The sequence below is a fragment of the Lysinibacillus sp. 10T31 genome, from assembly GCF_056394365.1.
The window spans coordinates 26,059-41,965 of record NZ_JBFTHS010000002.1; the positions used below are offsets into that span (position 1 = coordinate 26,059).

Annotated in this window: 14 protein-coding genes; 1 reads left to right on the forward strand and 13 read right to left on the reverse strand. The window is 35.4% G+C overall.

The window, feature by feature from the left end; translation table 11 throughout:
• Positions 1-40: 40 nt before the first annotated feature.
• The 3 genes from AC1DCY_RS01405 to AC1DCY_RS01415 all read right to left on the reverse strand — a co-directional run bounded on the left by AC1DCY_RS01405 (position 41) and on the right by AC1DCY_RS01415 (position 3,224).
• A complete protein-coding gene (locus AC1DCY_RS01405; protein WP_477346787.1) occupies positions 41-907 on the reverse strand; it encodes a 2-oxoacid:ferredoxin oxidoreductase subunit beta in 867 nt (288 codons plus the stop codon).
• On the reverse strand, positions 907-2,646 hold the full coding sequence (locus AC1DCY_RS01410; protein ID WP_477346789.1) for a 2-oxoacid:acceptor oxidoreductase subunit alpha: 1,740 nt from the start codon (positions 2,644-2,646) through the stop codon (positions 907-909). Before AC1DCY_RS01410 ends, AC1DCY_RS01405 begins: the two co-directional genes overlap by 1 nt.
• 311 nt (positions 2,647-2,957) lie before the next feature.
• The gene (locus AC1DCY_RS01415) at positions 2,958-3,224 is read right to left on the reverse strand and encodes a stage V sporulation protein S (protein ID WP_004224903.1); all 267 of its coding nucleotides are present in this window, start codon (positions 3,222-3,224) and stop codon (positions 2,958-2,960) included.
• Positions 3,225-3,858: 634 nt separating this feature from the next.
• On the opposite strand from AC1DCY_RS01415, the gene AC1DCY_RS01420 reads away from it, so the two are divergent.
• Positions 3,859-4,053 carry a hypothetical protein gene (locus tag AC1DCY_RS01420; protein WP_477346793.1) on the forward strand — a complete coding sequence of 65 codons (195 nt, stop codon included), beginning with the start codon at positions 3,859-3,861 and terminating at the stop codon, positions 4,051-4,053.
• A gap of 84 nt (positions 4,054-4,137) precedes the next feature.
• Here AC1DCY_RS01420 and AC1DCY_RS01425 read toward each other — a convergent pair whose 3' ends face one another.
• The 10 genes from AC1DCY_RS01425 to galE all read right to left on the reverse strand — a co-directional run bounded on the left by AC1DCY_RS01425 (position 4,138) and on the right by galE (position 15,764).
• The gene (locus tag AC1DCY_RS01425) at positions 4,138-4,935 is read right to left on the reverse strand and encodes a TIGR00282 family metallophosphoesterase (protein ID WP_477346794.1); all 798 of its coding nucleotides are present in this window, start codon (positions 4,933-4,935) and stop codon (positions 4,138-4,140) included.
• A gap of 116 nt (positions 4,936-5,051) precedes the next feature.
• Positions 5,052-5,759 carry a CpsD/CapB family tyrosine-protein kinase gene (locus AC1DCY_RS01430; RefSeq protein WP_477346796.1) on the reverse strand — a complete coding sequence of 236 codons (708 nt, stop codon included), beginning with the start codon at positions 5,757-5,759 and terminating at the stop codon, positions 5,052-5,054.
• A 2-nt stretch (positions 5,760-5,761) separates the two neighbouring features.
• A complete protein-coding gene (locus AC1DCY_RS01435) occupies positions 5,762-6,475 on the reverse strand; it encodes a YveK family protein (protein ID WP_477346798.1) in 714 nt (237 codons plus the stop codon).
• A gap of 427 nt (positions 6,476-6,902) precedes the next feature.
• Entirely contained in the window at positions 6,903-8,252 is a 1,350-nt protein-coding gene (locus AC1DCY_RS01440) for a glucose-6-phosphate isomerase (protein WP_477347105.1), read from the reverse strand.
• A gap of 51 nt (positions 8,253-8,303) precedes the next feature.
• Positions 8,304-9,206, reverse strand: coding sequence for a UTP--glucose-1-phosphate uridylyltransferase GalU (gene galU / locus AC1DCY_RS01445; RefSeq protein WP_477346800.1), 903 nt, complete (start codon positions 9,204-9,206; stop codon positions 8,304-8,306).
• A 765-nt stretch (positions 9,207-9,971) separates the two neighbouring features.
• On the reverse strand, positions 9,972-10,745 hold the full coding sequence (locus tag AC1DCY_RS01450; RefSeq protein WP_477346802.1) for a glycosyltransferase family 2 protein: 774 nt from the start codon (positions 10,743-10,745) through the stop codon (positions 9,972-9,974).
• A 9-nt stretch (positions 10,746-10,754) separates the two neighbouring features.
• Entirely contained in the window at positions 10,755-11,792 is a 1,038-nt protein-coding gene (locus AC1DCY_RS01455) for a glycosyltransferase family 2 protein (RefSeq protein ID WP_477346804.1), read from the reverse strand.
• 34 nt (positions 11,793-11,826) lie between these two features.
• Positions 11,827-13,044, reverse strand: a complete 1,218-nt coding sequence (locus AC1DCY_RS01460) for an O-antigen ligase family protein (RefSeq protein WP_477346805.1) — start codon at positions 13,042-13,044, stop codon at positions 11,827-11,829.
• Between the two features lie 178 nt (positions 13,045-13,222).
• A complete protein-coding gene (locus tag AC1DCY_RS01465) occupies positions 13,223-14,158 on the reverse strand; it encodes a glycosyltransferase family 2 protein (protein ID WP_477346807.1) in 936 nt (311 codons plus the stop codon).
• Between the two features lie 634 nt (positions 14,159-14,792).
• Positions 14,793-15,764 (reverse strand): UDP-glucose 4-epimerase GalE, encoded by a 972-nt coding sequence (gene galE / locus AC1DCY_RS01470; RefSeq protein WP_477346809.1) that lies wholly within the window; start codon positions 15,762-15,764, stop codon positions 14,793-14,795.
• Positions 15,765-15,907 lie beyond the last annotated feature (143 nt).

Below are 15,907 nucleotides of genomic sequence, written 5' to 3' on the forward strand. Positions count from 1 at the left end.
TTGGAATGTCATCGTTCCAAATGCTTTGATTTTATCATTTTTACATAAATTCTTTCACTAAATCATTAAAATCATTTTCGCTCATTTTAATATCAATATCTGTTAATGGTAGCTCTGAATAGCCTGGTACTTTTTCTTGATATGAAGCCGTTTCAGTATCTTGATAAATAATACCTGTTACTAAACCCTCATGCTCCATTACTGTACGCATTGCCATACCACGGTCAGAATTGTCATAGCCCTCAATATCAGCAAGCTTCGTTAAGTTTTCTTTAAACCAATCGTACGTGTTCACTTTGTTATAAGTAACACAAGGTGAGAATACGTTGATGAATGAGAATCCTTTATGATTAATACCTGCTTCAATTAAAGCTGTTAACTCTTTAATATCCGTTGAGAAACCTTGTGCGACAAATGTAGCTCCGCTTGTTAAAGCTACTTCTAACGGTTTTAATGAAGGCTCAATCGCACCGCCTGGCGTAGATTTTGTAATAAATCCTGCAGCAGAACGTGGAGATGTTTGCCCCTTTGTTAAACCATAAATTTGGTTATCCATAACAACGTATGTGATGTCAATATTACGACGGATAGCGTGAATTGTATGACCCATACCAATCGCAAATCCATCGCCGTCACCACCAGAAGCTATAACGTTTAATTCACGGTTAGCCATTTTTAAGCCTTGTGCAATTGGTAATGCACGACCATGAATACCGTGGAAACCGTAAGAATTAATGTATCCTGAAATACGACCAGAACAGCCAATCCCAGAGATAACAGCTAGTTCGTTTGGTTCGATTCCAACGTTAGCCGCGGCGCGCTGAATCGCTGCTTGAACAGAGAAGTCACCACAGCCTGGGCACCAGTTTGGTTTCACTGTATTACGAAAATCCTTAAATGTTGCCATTAGCGAGTCAACTCCTTCACACGATTTTCTAATTCACCTGGCAAGAATGGTGTACCATTATATTTTGTAATAGTCTCGATTTTATCGTGACCACCAACATTCATCTTCATAATATTTGCTAATTGACCTGTGTAGTTATTTTCTACAACGATTACTTTTTTCGCTTTTGCTACAAGCGGTGCCACCTCAGCAGATGGGAATGGGTGAATTAAACGAATATGTGCATGGTTCACCTTCATACCTTGAGCATTCAATCGTTCTTGTACTTCTTCAATTGCCCCACGTGTTGAGTTAAAGCCCACTAATAAAATATCGGCTTCTTCGTGTGGCGCATTTGAAAATACTGGATTATCAAATTTCAATGCCGCTAGCTTACGGAAACGTTTATCCATTTGTACTTGACGGTTACCAGTTGCTTCAGATGGTTTACCTGTTTCATCGTGTTCAACCCCTGTTACATGGTGAATACCATTCAACGTACCAGGTAACACACGTGGTGAAATACCATCTTCCGTATCTTCATAACGTTTGAAGTATGCTTTATCAGCCGCTTCTTCAATGTCGCCTGTAACAATTTTACCGCGACGAATTTCAATTTTATTGTAATCGAATGGCTCTACAGATTGTTTACCTAGAGACAATTGCAAGTCAGTCATTAAAATAACCGGTAATTGTAATTCCTCTGCAATGTTAAATGCTTGGATTGTGTCAAAGAATGCTTCTTCCATTGTAGAAGGTGCAATCACTACTTTTGGAATTTCACCATGCGTACCATATAACATCGCCATTAAATCTGATTGCTCTTGTTTTGTTGGTAACCCTGTTGATGGACCACCACGTTGTGTATCAACAACAACTAGTGGCTGCTCTGTCATACCTGAAAGGCCAAGTGCTTCCATCATTAATGAAAGACCAGGACCAGCAGAAGCTGTAAAGGAACGAACACCACCAAAGTTTGCCCCAATTGCCATTGTTGCTGCAGCAATTTCGTCTTCTGTTTGAATAACCGTACCACCGAATTTCGGTAATTTTTTAATAAGGTATTCCATAATCTCAGAAGCTGGTGTAATTGGGTAGGCTGCCATAAAGCGTGTCCCAGCTGCAAGTGCACCAAGTGCTACTGCATCGTTCCCAATCATGAACATACGTCGTTTACCATCTGCTGGTGCTATAGCCCATTCACCTACACGATCGCCTAAAAGCTCATTCATTAATTCATGACCGCGTGCAATGGCCTCCATATTTTTCTGAACAACTTCTTCACCTTTTCTGCCAAAAATATCATCTACAACATTTTGGAACACTTCGTCCTCTAAATTTAGCAATGAAGCTGTTGCTCCGATTGCCACCATATTTTTCATCAACGAAGTGCCAAGCTCTGCCGCTACCTCTGTAAAAGGTACCGCAAATAATGGCGCTTTTGAATCTTCTGGCTTCACTGGAGAAAATTTTGAATCCGCTAAAATAATGCCTGTTTCTGTTAGTTCTTTATAATTGACGTCGATTGTTTCTTGGTCGAACGCTACTAAAATATCTAAATCATCCGCAATTGAACGTACTTCTGTTGGACGAACTGTAATTTTATTATTCGTATGGCCACCTTTAATTCGAGAAGAGAAATGACGATAACCGTATAGGAAGTAACCTAAACGATTCATTGCCATTGAGAAAATTTCGCCTGTACTTTCAATCCCTTCACCCTGTTGCCCACCGACTTTCCATGAAAGCTGATGTAACATGTCAACAACTCCTTAGATCCAATGTATATACTATTATTTTTCCTTCATAAGTTTAACACGAAGAAACAGTCTACACTATTGTTATTCCTCGATTTAAACGAAAATCAGACCTTTGACTGAAAATGGCGTACATAAAGTTATAATTTTCAAATCAATTAAGTTTAAAAAATTTACTTGCTGATTTCAAGTGACATTTAACATGTTAGTATGTAGAGCATGAGGGATTCTCTTCCTCAAATCCTTATTGTCTATATAAACGAAAAAAATGCCTTGCAGCTTATTATGTGCAAGGCATTTTACTTCATTACATTTTATCGAATACGTTTTTCCACAAGAAGCTTTAAGGCTGTACGTTCCTCACCAGCGATTAAAATATCGGCAAACGCCGGTGCGCAAATTAAATCTGTGCCACTTGGCGCTACAAATCCGCGTGCAATGGCCACTGCTTTCACGGCTTGGTTAAGTGCACCTGCCCCAACTGCCTGCATTTCTGCTTGCCCTTTTTCTCTGATTACCGCGACTAATGCACCTGCAACTGAATTTGGATTAGAGCGTGACGATACTTTTAATGAATCCACAATTATTCCTCCCCGTTTCGCGAATAGTGTTTACGCTCAACAACTCATGTCCCCCTTTTTTTGGACCTCAAGTTATTGTCGATAGGTCATTTTATGCTCGGCAAGAAGGAAATAGACTATATTCATTTCTTATATATCAAAACAATCGAAAAAGACTGAAAATTTCATGTGGAAAATTTACTGGATCGATGAAATAAAGATATCATATTAAAAATAGTGGGGCTCATCAAAACGTGAGGGTGATTTCCGTTCCAGGCTACTCGCTTTGTCGCTGACGCTTCGCTTTCGCGCAGAGCAGAGCTTCCTGTGGGCGAGCGTCGAGCCACTTCCTCCGCTACGCTCCGTGCAGGGTCTCGCCTGTCTCGCTTTCCCACGGGAGTCGAGTAGCCTTCCACTCCAATCAACAATAGTTTAGAACTTTTAAAAAAAAGTATTTCAAAAGTGAACGCAATGGTTACACATCAGAATAAAGAAATATAGTTAAGGCGTTTGATATATATTGTTGCTATCGCTTCGCTTTCGCACAAAAAACGCATCTTGTTGAGGCGTTGTTTTATCACTATAAATTAGATAAACATGCAAGAAAATACATGCTAAGTGAAGTGGTTGATTGTAGTGGAGACTGGGCGACTCCTTGGGGATTAGCAATAGAGGAACGAAGGCTAAAACCATCACATCCTGTGATAACGCCTTCGTGACCAACATCGTGTTGGCCCGAGACCCTGGAGCGAGCAGCGCGAGTGAAGCGGCTCATCGGACGCCCCCAGGAAAGCGCCCAGTCGGAACGGAAATCAACCCTCGTTTTGCCGAAGAGCCTTATCATATTTAATAGATGCTTTAATTTCATTGACATAACAGTTTTTCAACACAAAAAAACTATTGTGCATTTATTAATACACAATAGTTTCTCTTCTTATGCTTGGAACGGATAATCTTCGTTAATATAAATTCGCTCGCAATGTAGAGCTTTTCCTGTTTTATCATCAATCTCAACAAAGAAACCACTTAACACATCGCGTCCTTTTTTAGGCACTTCAAAACGAGATGGCATGTTTGTTTGGAATTTATAAATGACACTTTCCTTCGTCATCCCTAAAATTTCATCGTATGGACCTGTCATACCAACGTCCGTAATATAGGCTGTTCCATTTGGATAAATACGTGCATCGGCTGTTTGTACATGTGTATGTGTACCAACGACTGCAGAAGCCTTTCCATCTAAGTGCCATCCAAGTGCAATTTTTTCACTTGTCGCTTCTGCATGAAAATCTACGAATACAAGCGGTGATGTTTTACGTGCTTCTTCGATTAATTCCTCTGCCATCGCAAATGGATCCTCATGAGGAGGTAAAAATACTCGTCCATGTAAATTAATAACAGATAGTGTTACACCGTTTTTTGAAATTTGCACCATTCCTTTACCTGGTGCATCATTTGAAAAGTTCGCCGGGCGTATTAAATAATCTGCATCATCAATAAAATCAAAAATATCTTTATTATCCCAAGTATGATTACCCATTGTGATAACATCTACCCCCATTTGCAATAGATCATTATAAATATTTCGTGTAATTCCACGCCCTGCTGCTGCGTTTTCACCATTAGCAATAACAACGTCTGTGTTATATTTTCTCTTTAAGCGGGGTAAATATTTTTCTACTGCATCTCGGCCGATTGAACCTACAATATCCCCAATAAATAAAACTTTCATTTTTCAAGACCACACTTTCTTTAATTAGCACCTTTTAGTTTACCATCTACTCCTAGTAAATCGCAAAATAAAACGCAAATCCAGGATGGATTTGCGACTAAGAAAGTTATTAAACTTCAATTATCTGTATATTGGTAATAATATTGACTTTTCGGCATTCTATATTTATTTAACACTACACCAATAATGTTGGCTTTCGAAGCAGTTAAGAGTGTTTTCGATTTTCTTACTTCCGCTTTTTCTACAACACCCGCACTGACGATTAATAGCGAACCATCGCATTTATTAGATAAAATTTGAGCATCAGCTACAGGTAATAGCGGGGGAGTATCGAAAATGATAAGATCAAATTTATGATTCACCTCTTCTAAAAATCTATCCATAGTAGAGGATAACAGTAATTCCGCTGGATTCGTTGGGATTGGTCCACCTGTAATGATAAACAACCCTTCCACAGATGTTTCCTGTAATACTTCATCATACTGACATTTTCTTTCTAATATTGATGATAACCCAAATAAATTGCTAATATTAAATATATTATGCAACATCGGTTTACGCATATCAGCATCTACGAGCAATACCCGTTTTCCTTCTTGTGCAAAAACAACACTAAGATTGGCAGCATTTGTTGACTTTCCTTCACCTGGTATAGAAGACGTAACTAATATCGTTTTAAGACCTTGCTTTGGCATAGCAAACATAATATTCGTACGAACGGTCTTAAATTGCTCAGAAATCATTGATTTTGCATCTGAAACTGTAATAAGTTGACGCGGTTTTGTTAACAGTTTCTTGTTCTTTTTCTTTTTGGAACGAAGCATTTCTATGTCCTCCTAGCTTTACGGGATTTATTATTTTTTTCGGTGGGAAAAGCACCAACCAACCCCATAACAGGCAATGCTAAATCTTCAATATCCGACTCCGTCTTTATTGTTGTATCTAAAAACTCCAACAATAGAGCAAACCCTATACTAATTACAAACCCAATTACGGCACCCATGACGATATTTAGTAATTTATTTGGTTTCACGGGGCTAGAATCTTTACTTATTTTTGCCACTGATAAAATATTTATATTATCAACACTCATTAGTTTCGGTATTTCTTCTTTAAATACAGTGGCAACTGTATTCGAGATGGTAACTGCTTTTTCTGAATCTGCATCTAAAACTTTAATATTAACCACTTTAGAGTTACTTTCGCTAGATACGATTAATTGCTCTGCCAACATTTCTGTCGTAATGTTTAGATCAAGCTTATCAATAACTTTGTTTAAAATGGCAGGACTCTTAATGATGACATTATACGTATTGATTAATTGTAAATCCGTCTCTAGCTGTTGTGCCTGTGCATACCCTTCTTGATCATTAACTTTTTGATTCACTAAAATTTGTGTTTGTGCTTGATAGATAGGAGTAATTACAAAGTAACTTAGAGAAGCTGTAATGCCAATCGCAACAATAGTAAGACTTAGAATAAGGTATATACGTTTACGCAATATTTTATATAATTTTTTCAAGTCAATTACTTCTTCCACCTAAATGCCCTCCCCCTCGTCAAACCATTGTCGATGAATCAACTAAATGATTATATTTATCTTTCGTTTTGTTCCGTACCACTTTAATAGTTCCATTTACTTTGAACTTTCACCAATACATATGCTTTACCGTACATTTCGCTACGAGTGTACGTTTTTCTTGGCCACTGCTTCAACCTCATCGTCACTCCATCCCTTGGGTCAGCTTGTACGACTGACGCTCCACTTAGTCGGAGAAAAACATTGCTGTTCCAGCTGGAAGCTTTGCTCTGCATTGAAAGGCGCAGCCGCACTCGCCATCCTTCGCTCCATATACTTTTTTATGTTAAGAATAGATTTCGGTGTAGAACCTCTACTTTTTATATAAAAATTGTCAATAAAGCACATTTAATCATTTTTCAATAGATTATTCATTCGCATTTCTCAATCAATATTCATTTCGAATATAAACGCTACTTTTTGGTAGTTCCATACCTAATGAATCTATCTTGATGGAATTATTATACGTTTGTAATAGTTCTAACATCTTTCGTTTATACGCTTCAACACCTGGTTGATCAAACGGATTTACTCCTAGTAGACTTGCACTCATTGCACATGCCTTCATAAAAAAATAGATTAAATAACCTATGTGATAGGCATCTAGTTTTGGGAGCACCAACTGAATGACAGGTACACCACCCTCTGCATGAGCAAGTGCTGTCCCATTCATGGAAACCCCATTAATTTCATTGAATGTTCGTTTCGATAGGTAATTCAAACCATCCTCATCTCGTACATCATACGGCACTTTACAATCATTATCTATTTCGTTAAAATGCAGTAACGTTTCAAATAGGATTGGACTTCCTTCTTGAATAAACTGACCTATAGCATGTAAATCAGTCGAATAATTAACTGTCGCAGGAAATAGACCTTTTCGCTGTTTCCCTTCACTTTCGCCAAACAACTGCATCCACCATTCATGGAACTTACATAATGCAGGTTCAAATGAAGCGAGTAACTCCACTTTATATCCTCGTTCAAACATCACACGTCGTAACACTGCATATTGATAAGCCTCATTACGCTCCAGCGCTGCATCTTGCAATGATAACGCAGCATCCCTAGCACCTGCCATAAGCATCCGAATATCAACACCTGCAACAGCTGCTGGTAATAGCCCCACTGAAGTTAACACCGAATAGCGACCACCAATATCGGCTGGAATGGTAAATTGTCTATAACCTGTGCGATCTGCTATCTGTTTTAAACGGCCGTTTTCCGCATCTGTCGTTACAATAATTCTGTCAACGGCCTCTTCCCCGTAACGTTTTTCCATAAACTGTCGCAACACACGAAATGCGAGTGCTGGTTCCATCGTTTCCCCAGACTTTGAAATGACGTTCACATATACACTTTTACTTGCTAAATATTGAAGCAAACTATCAATATAGGAACCACTCATGTTTTGTCCAACATACACCACTTCAATACCATCAGTAGGAAGAGTAAAATAAGGCGACAACGCATCTTGGATGGCACGTGCTCCTAAAAATGATCCCCCCACGCCAATAACAACAAGTACATCTGCATACTTATGAATTTCTCGCTTAGTATCCTCAATACGTTGCAATAAAGCACGCTGATCTTCAAGAGGTACTTGTAACCAACCTGTTAACATCTCGCTATTCTCTGCTAAATGATGGTGAATCCACCCTACCTCAGCCTCATATATTGACCAATCCTGCTCAGTCATTTCAAAATTGAAAATGCTCATTTGGATTGTACGAATCATCAAATCATAACCTCTTCCATTCTTATAATTTGGAATTCCTACTGGCGTAAATTATTTTAATGAATTCCTTTCTAAGTGACTCCCCCTTAGTTGTTTCACTTTATTCAACAGTAAACTGGTAATCGCTTCTTGTAACTCATCACGATCCAACGCAAAATCAATAATTGTATTAATAAAGCCAATATGTTCTCCAACGTCATAGCGGCTTCCTTCTATTTCAAATGCAAATACACGCTGAGAACCGTTTAATGCATCAATCGCATCTGTTAATTGAATTTCACCGCCCTTACCTATTTTTTGCTCATCTAAAAAAGTGAAGATTTCTGGTGTTAAAATATACCTTCCTATGATCGCAAAATTTGAGGGGGCATCTCCGAAAGCAGGCTTCTCGACAAACTTCCTTACTTCCATCAAACGATTTTCTGTTGAAATCGGGTCAATGATTCCATAACGATGAACATCTTCATCTGGAACCTTATGCACACCTATAACACTCGAATACGTTCGATCATATTGCTCGATTAATTGTTTCAGACATGGAATCTCATTTTTCACAATATCATCCCCTAAAAGGACCGCAAAAGGCTCATTCCCAATAAACTTACGTGCACACCATATCGCATGACCAAGGCCAAGAGGTTCCTTCTGACGAATATAGTGTATATCTACTTTAGAGGAGGCCTTTACTTTCTCAAGCATATCGAACTTTTCTTTTTCTAATAAATTTGCTTCAAGCTCAAACGCATTATCAAAATGATCCTCAATTGCCCTTTTATTTTTACCTGTAACAATAATGATATCCTCAATACCTGAAGCTACTGCCTCTTCAACGATATATTGAATTGTCGGTTTATCGACAATCGGCAACATTTCCTTCGGCATTGCCTTGGTAGCTGGCAAAAAACGCGTGCCCAATCCTGCTGCAGGTATAATGGCTTTACGTATTCTTTCCATTTAATCTCCCTTCATATAAGACAGTCCACCCCTACGGCATGTTGTTTATTTATTAATTCGCAATCTAATTTACTTCTCAATATATTAATAATGATTACTTTTTATTCAAATATGTAATTATCTTTTCCAATAAGATAGTTAGTAATTATAAAAGTGCTACCTTATGCAGTAAATATTACAAAAGATAGCACTTTTCACTTTTCGTTCTCACTAATACTGGTTCGTCCTCTACAGACGAGGATGCCATTTGGCTAAGAGTTTTTCTATTGGCCTTCTAGCGATCATACGACGAACGAGCTCCGCCTAAATGAAGGCGGATTTCTCCAATCGGCATGATACTAGCTCAACTACAACTTTTGGGACCACTTCCTCTCCAACTCTGCGTACTTTTTTAAATCTTCAATTGTTGCTTTAAATAACAATTCTCTGCTTGCCACTTAGCATTTCACTTTCATATTCAGGTACTTTGCCAAAGGTATATCGTTTTTCTACAGGCAGTTCAAGACAATATAATTCGCCATTTCTGTACCATTTCATCCATGTTTTTAGTTGAGTACGAATATTTAACTCCACTAGTACTTGTTTTATAGGAATCCCCGCTAAAATTTTACTGGATATTTCACTCTTGTCCCAAAAGAAAAACACCTCCACGTTGATTTGATAAGGTACAATACCTGTTTTTCAACGAAAGGTGTCTTTATTTGTCTCATTTTTTAAATCAGTGCGTAAACCTTTTATAACTGTTCAATAGCCTTTTCACCATTCTTAACCTATCAATCTAGTTGAAACGTATTTTATCGAAATATTAAGCAAGAAAATACACATCCGGTAGACAGATTGAACTGTCGTCATACCAAGATGATTTTTATAAATTTTCCAGTTCCACGTTAAACCTTTGAATTTATTTCTGCTTATGGAACCTGGTGTAATTCGATAATAGGCTAGTACTTCATTCATTCCGTAAGCCTTAATATCATAATCTTTTAAAATATCTAGCCAAAGAGCATAATCTTCATGCTTAGTCTTCTTAAAAAGTGGTTTAGCAATTTTACGTATATCTAATACAACTGTTAAACATCCAAAGTAATTAGCACGCAATAATTTTTTATAATCCACTGGTTCTTTGCAAACCTTAACAATTTTTCGTGTCCGCTTATTATTTTCTGTTATTTCTTGATATTGTGTATAGGAAAATGCCACATCCAGTTCCAACATGAAGTCGAGTTGTTTGGATAATTTTTCAGGATGCCACAAATCATCACTATCAAGAAAAGCTAAAAATTGTCCCTTTGCTTTTTCAATTCCAGCATTTCTAGCATTCGCAACACCACCGTTTTGTGTCAAATTAATAATCTTTATTCGACTATCCTTATATCCTAGTAGTATTTGCTGACTATTGTCTGTTGACTTGTCGTTAATAATTATCAATTCCCAATTTTTGTGCGTTTGATTTAGAACAGATTCAATGGATTGGCCAACATACTTTTCCGCATTATAAACAGGCATAATAATTGATACTAGAAAATTATTTTTATGCAATACACCATCCTATTTCATTATATTTTTAAATGTATAGGCGAGTATTAAATTAAATTTTAATGTATAACAAACTGCATACACCTTGACGAATAAAGGTATCAATATTTTTGTTCGATTACTCTGACAGTATGCTATTACTTCTTTATCGGTCTTCAAATTAGCCATGAATTGCATGACATCTCTATTCTGCGTTTTATCAATAGCTGCTGTTATTTGTGAAATGCTTGCACCCGATTTGACGTAGTTTTTTAGTGAACTATTAAACAAATGAAATACTAAGATAGAGTATATACTTGTCATATTCGAATTATTCCTTTTCAAATAATCAATGTACTTTTCTGCCAAATTTAGATACTGTTCTATAATTTCAGGTTTAGGTTGTCGCATGAGAGATCCATTTCGTTGTAAATAATAATAAAAAGATGAATTGGTACTTATTATTTTTTTTATATGCACTAAGTAATATAGATTAAATAGCTTATCTTCTGAGAATATCTCACTATTAGGTTCAAATCGTRTTTGATGTTCTTTAATAATCACATTTTTATACAATTTATTACAAACTTCATCCCCATGTTTGTAGTTAAAAAAATATTCATATAAGTATCCTTTTAATCCCAATTTCCCAATATCGATCTTCTCTTGCTTAATTTTTAAAAAATCCTTCTCTATTTTATCTTCGTACACTTTCGTATAATCACATACTACTAACTCTGCTTCGTGCTGTTCCATTTCATGTACCATAGATTCAATCATATCCAACTCTATCCAATCATCGGCGTCCACGAATAGTATGTATGCTCCACTGGCTTTATCTAATGCAGCATTTCTAGCAGAAGACAGACCCCCGTTCGGCTTATGAATTACTTTAATCCGTGAATCTTGGACAGCTAATTCATCTACCATCTTTCCACATTTATCTGTTGAACCATCATTGACTAAAAATATTTCTAGATTTGTATACGTTTGATTTTGAACTGATTGTACACATTTTTGTAAGTATTGCTCTACATTATAAATTGGAATAATGACACTGACTAACTTCATAGTTTCCCCCAATTTTAATTTTATAATCTTATTTTCATTCAAACTTAATCTGTTCACGGTACAGATATTCTTTTTCTGTCATACTGTATCGCCAAACAAGTGCTAGAAATAAAAATAAATATTCACTCGCAATTAGTGAAAGGAACATTAAAGAAATTGAAATTGAAACATAAGTCCCTAGGAGAAAAGCCTTTGATTTATCCATCCTTACAATTGACATTATTCTAAAAAATAATAGCACCCAAAATATAAAAAATAATACTGATCCAATTACACCCGACTCAACTAATATTTCTAAAAAAGTATTGTGCATATAAATTCCCTCACCAAAAAAATCTGCACTATAATCCCTAAAATTATATATACCAATTCCTTGTACAGGATTGTTTACAAAGAGCGACAGACCATTGTTCCATATTTCAATTCTGCCACTACCGCCATCCTTACTAACAGATTCCATTCTTTTTATCAAAATCTGATAGATATCGATATGCATAACTTTTAATACGGTAAAGTAACTTATCCATGTAATTATAGGTACGACAATAAAAATTTTTATTTTTGTTTTTACACTAAAAAAAGCGATAGTAATAACAATCCCTACTAAGGTTGCTAATATGCCTCCCCTTGAAAAAGATAGTATCGTTGTTATTAAAGTTAAAACAAATCCAATCTTCCCTTTTTTGTCTTTCATATTTGATAGGAAAAAGAACAAGAAGAACGAGTTGGATACAACAAATATATTAGGGTCTGATAATATACCGATTAATCGAGGCATATTTCTATCTAGCATTAAGCCATAAAATCTAACGCCATTCCCATAAAAATTAAATTTATTAGAAATTAAACCAAATAGATAAAACAATAGTGAAATTACGTTATATAATATTCCTACTGTCCCAATTATTCGCTCAAATTCTTTTAATGTAATATTAGAAAATAGAAATTTATATATAAAGTAAGAAAAAAGGCCGATTAAAATAGCAATAGTCAAACGAATACTTGCCAAAGGGTATGTAGAGAATACTCCAGTAAGACAGTAGAAAACATAGAAGAAAATCATAAAAGTTTCATGACTTTGGGGCTTATGAAAAACAAATTTACTAAGGGTAAGCATAAAAATTACTACCATTAATACCATATGTGGTTTTAACGCAAAACCAATGTTTACATTCAGGTTACCTAAAAAAACACTGAATACTAAAATAAATATTAGAAAATAATTATTTGAAACTTTTTTTTCGTAAATCATTTTTCTCTCCCCTTACTACCCCTCTTTAAGAGCAAATTAATAGTGCTTTTTCAGGTCAAGAATCTGCCGCCATTTCTTTATAGAAAATGGCTTATTGGTGAAAAAGTGTTCAAATGAATTGAGCAAAATCTGTTGATTTTATTTTAGCGTGTACCGCAGGAGTCAGTATTTTTTACTATCACCTTTTAACCAGTCTAATAGTTCTAATAGATAACATATTTTTACACCTTGCAAGGAAATATTTCGAAATTTTTAAGGCGAAAATTAAATTTAATACCATTTTAAAGAATTCGCCTTTTTCTTTATAAACTAATGCTTCCTTAAAATAGAGCTGTGCTTTATCAAAATTTTCTTCCGTATTTAGTGTAGTCCTCTTTTTTACATACTTATCGATTTCTGATTGGTTAATTAAATCAATATTTTTATAGTTTTTTTGTAAATACTTCGCAGATAAAAGTTGTTTTAAGGCATTCGATCTTGAAATACTAATAGAATTGAGCCTATAAGTAAGCGTTACATCATTACAATTACCAATCCGATATTTTTGGGAGCACCTCAATAAAAAATCATAATCTTCACAGGTGTGTAAATTCCGATATCCATTTAAATCAGTATACACTTCTCTTTTGACAAACCATGTTGGATGAGGAACACAATTATCATATTTCAAAATACTATTAATAATATTATTAGAAACAGGATGATTAGAAGATTTTTGTATAACATTTCCACTCTCGTCAATTATTCTAACTTTAGATCCAATTAAGTCATAGTTATACTTTTTCAAGTAAACCAATTGCTTATCTAGTCTGTTATTATCTGAGATATCATCCGCATCCATTCTTGCTATATATTCACCATTACAATATTCTAAAGCTTTATTTAAACTATTTGTTAGTCCTATGTTTTTATCATTTTCAACCACGATTATACGCTCATCTCTATTTGCATAATCAGATACAACTCTTTTAATCATAGTATTATCTGGATTATCTAATACAATAATAAATTCAATTTTTGAATATGTTTGATTCAAAATAGATTCAATACTGGCTTTTAACCATTCCATCTTTTCATTATAAGTACTCATTATTACTGAAATTAAATCTTTCATTATACACATCCCCATTAGTCATGTTCCAACTGATGAAATTTATGTTGTACTTTTCTTTCTTATTAAATAGATTGGTCCTGAACTCTATTTGTCATGATTAGATAACCTACTACTTCTCCCTTTACATGCATTATTAATAGCTAATACTACAGTTTAAAAAAACGTCGTTTTTATTTCTCCAAATGAAGTAATGTTTCAAAGATCATTGGGCTTCCTTGAATGAATTGTCCAATAGCATGTAAATCGGTAGAGAAATTAACGGTAGTCGGCTATAAACACTTAATATCTTTTCCTTCACTTTCACCGTAAAATCTTTTCCACCAATCGTAGAATATCGCATGGGCTGGTTCAAATGATGCCTACATTTGAATAGAGAACGTGACGAATGACTGCATTGCGATAAGCATTGTTTGTACATACTTATTGCTATTTACTACTTATATGAAGGTGAATTTCTCTTTATACATGGGGAAGAATTTTCAATTGTTATTCAAAAGAGAAAGCAAACAAATGACTAATTGGTGAAAAATATAAAAGTCCTAACTTTTACATCTGGTTTTAGGTAAAATTCAGCACTTTTATAGTAACGAGGAATATTTTAGTCAGTCACATTTCAAATTAAGTTTTAATCCGTTCAGTATCTTTGATTGTTATGCCATTTCCAAGCATCTTCAATAATTTCCACTAAGCTTTTTTCTGCCTTCCACCCAAGTTCATCAAAAATCTTTTTAGATGAAGCAATAAGTCTTGCAGGATCTCCTTCACGTCTTTCAGAGAGTTCAACATTTGCCTTTTTACCCGTAACCGCCTCGCAAGTTTCTATTACTTCTTTTACTGTATAGCCGCGACCATTCCCTAAGTTATATATGGCCTCTTTTGCTTTGTTCTCAAGTAATAAATTCAAGGCAAAAATATGTGCTATTGCTAAATCTGTAACATGTATATAATCACGAATGCATGTCCCATCGGGTGTTTCATAGTCTGTACCATAAATACACACCTTCTCCCTATCACCAGCTAAATGTTGCAATACGATTGGAATAAGATGCGTTTCTGGGTTATGACTTTCGCCAATTTCCCCTGTTTCATAGGCCCCAGCTGCGTTAAAATATCTTAAAATTACGTAACGTAAATCATAGGCTGTCGCATAATCCATGAGAACTTGTTCAATCATGAGCTTTGATCTTCCATAAGGGTTTATTGGATTTGGCACAATTGTTTCATCAATCATGTCTAGGTTAGTAACCCCATAAGTCGCAGCAGTTGATGAAAATATAATATTTTTCACGTTATACTTTAACATTACACTTAATAAAGTTAACGTAGATATAACGTTGTTCTCATAATATTTTTGGGGATTTACTACAGATTCACCGACTAGGCTACTCGCAGCAAAGTGCATTACTGCTTTGATAGAATATTGCGAAAAAATATCCTCCAAATCGCCTTTTTCTCCTAAATCCCCCTGCACAAAAATCGCCTTTTCATCAATCGACTCCCGGTGACCAGTTGAAAGATTATCCAATACAACAACTGCTTCTTTCTTTACTAACTCTTTTACAAGATGACTACCTATAAATCCCGCTCCACCGATAACTAATATCAAATGGTTGTCTCCCTTTATTTCACATTTTCATTTTCATTTTTCTTTTACTATTAATACGTGCTTTGAAAATAGCCATAGTTCATGCGTAAGCCAATTATTTTACACAAAACACTAGTGATTATATGGTTAATATCGATTTTCTA

Excerpts from the sequence above, each read along its gene's own strand:
- AC1DCY_RS01405 (WP_477346787.1), bottom strand. The coding sequence starts at position 907 with ATGGCAACATTTAAGGATTTTCGTAATACAGTGAAACCAAACTGGTGC.
- AC1DCY_RS01465 (WP_477346807.1), bottom strand. The coding sequence starts at position 14,158 with ATGAAAGATTTAATTTCAGTAATAATGAGTACTTATAATGAAAAGATG.
- AC1DCY_RS01425 (WP_477346794.1), bottom strand. The coding sequence starts at position 4,935 with ATGAAAGTTTTATTTATTGGGGATATTGTAGGTTCAATCGGCCGAGAT.
- AC1DCY_RS01410 (WP_477346789.1), bottom strand. The coding sequence starts at position 2,646 with ATGTTACATCAGCTTTCATGGAAAGTCGGTGGGCAACAGGGTGAAGGG.
- galU (WP_477346800.1), bottom strand. The coding sequence starts at position 9,206 with ATGGAAAGAATACGTAAAGCCATTATACCTGCAGCAGGATTGGGCACG.
- AC1DCY_RS01440 (WP_477347105.1), bottom strand. The coding sequence starts at position 8,252 with ATGATTCGTACAATCCAAATGAGCATTTTCAATTTTGAAATGACTGAG.
- AC1DCY_RS01460 (WP_477346805.1), bottom strand. The coding sequence starts at position 13,044 with ATGATTTACGAAAAAAAAGTTTCAAATAATTATTTTCTAATATTTATT.
- AC1DCY_RS01430 (WP_477346796.1), bottom strand. The coding sequence starts at position 5,759 with ATGCTTCGTTCCAAAAAGAAAAAGAACAAGAAACTGTTAACAAAACCG.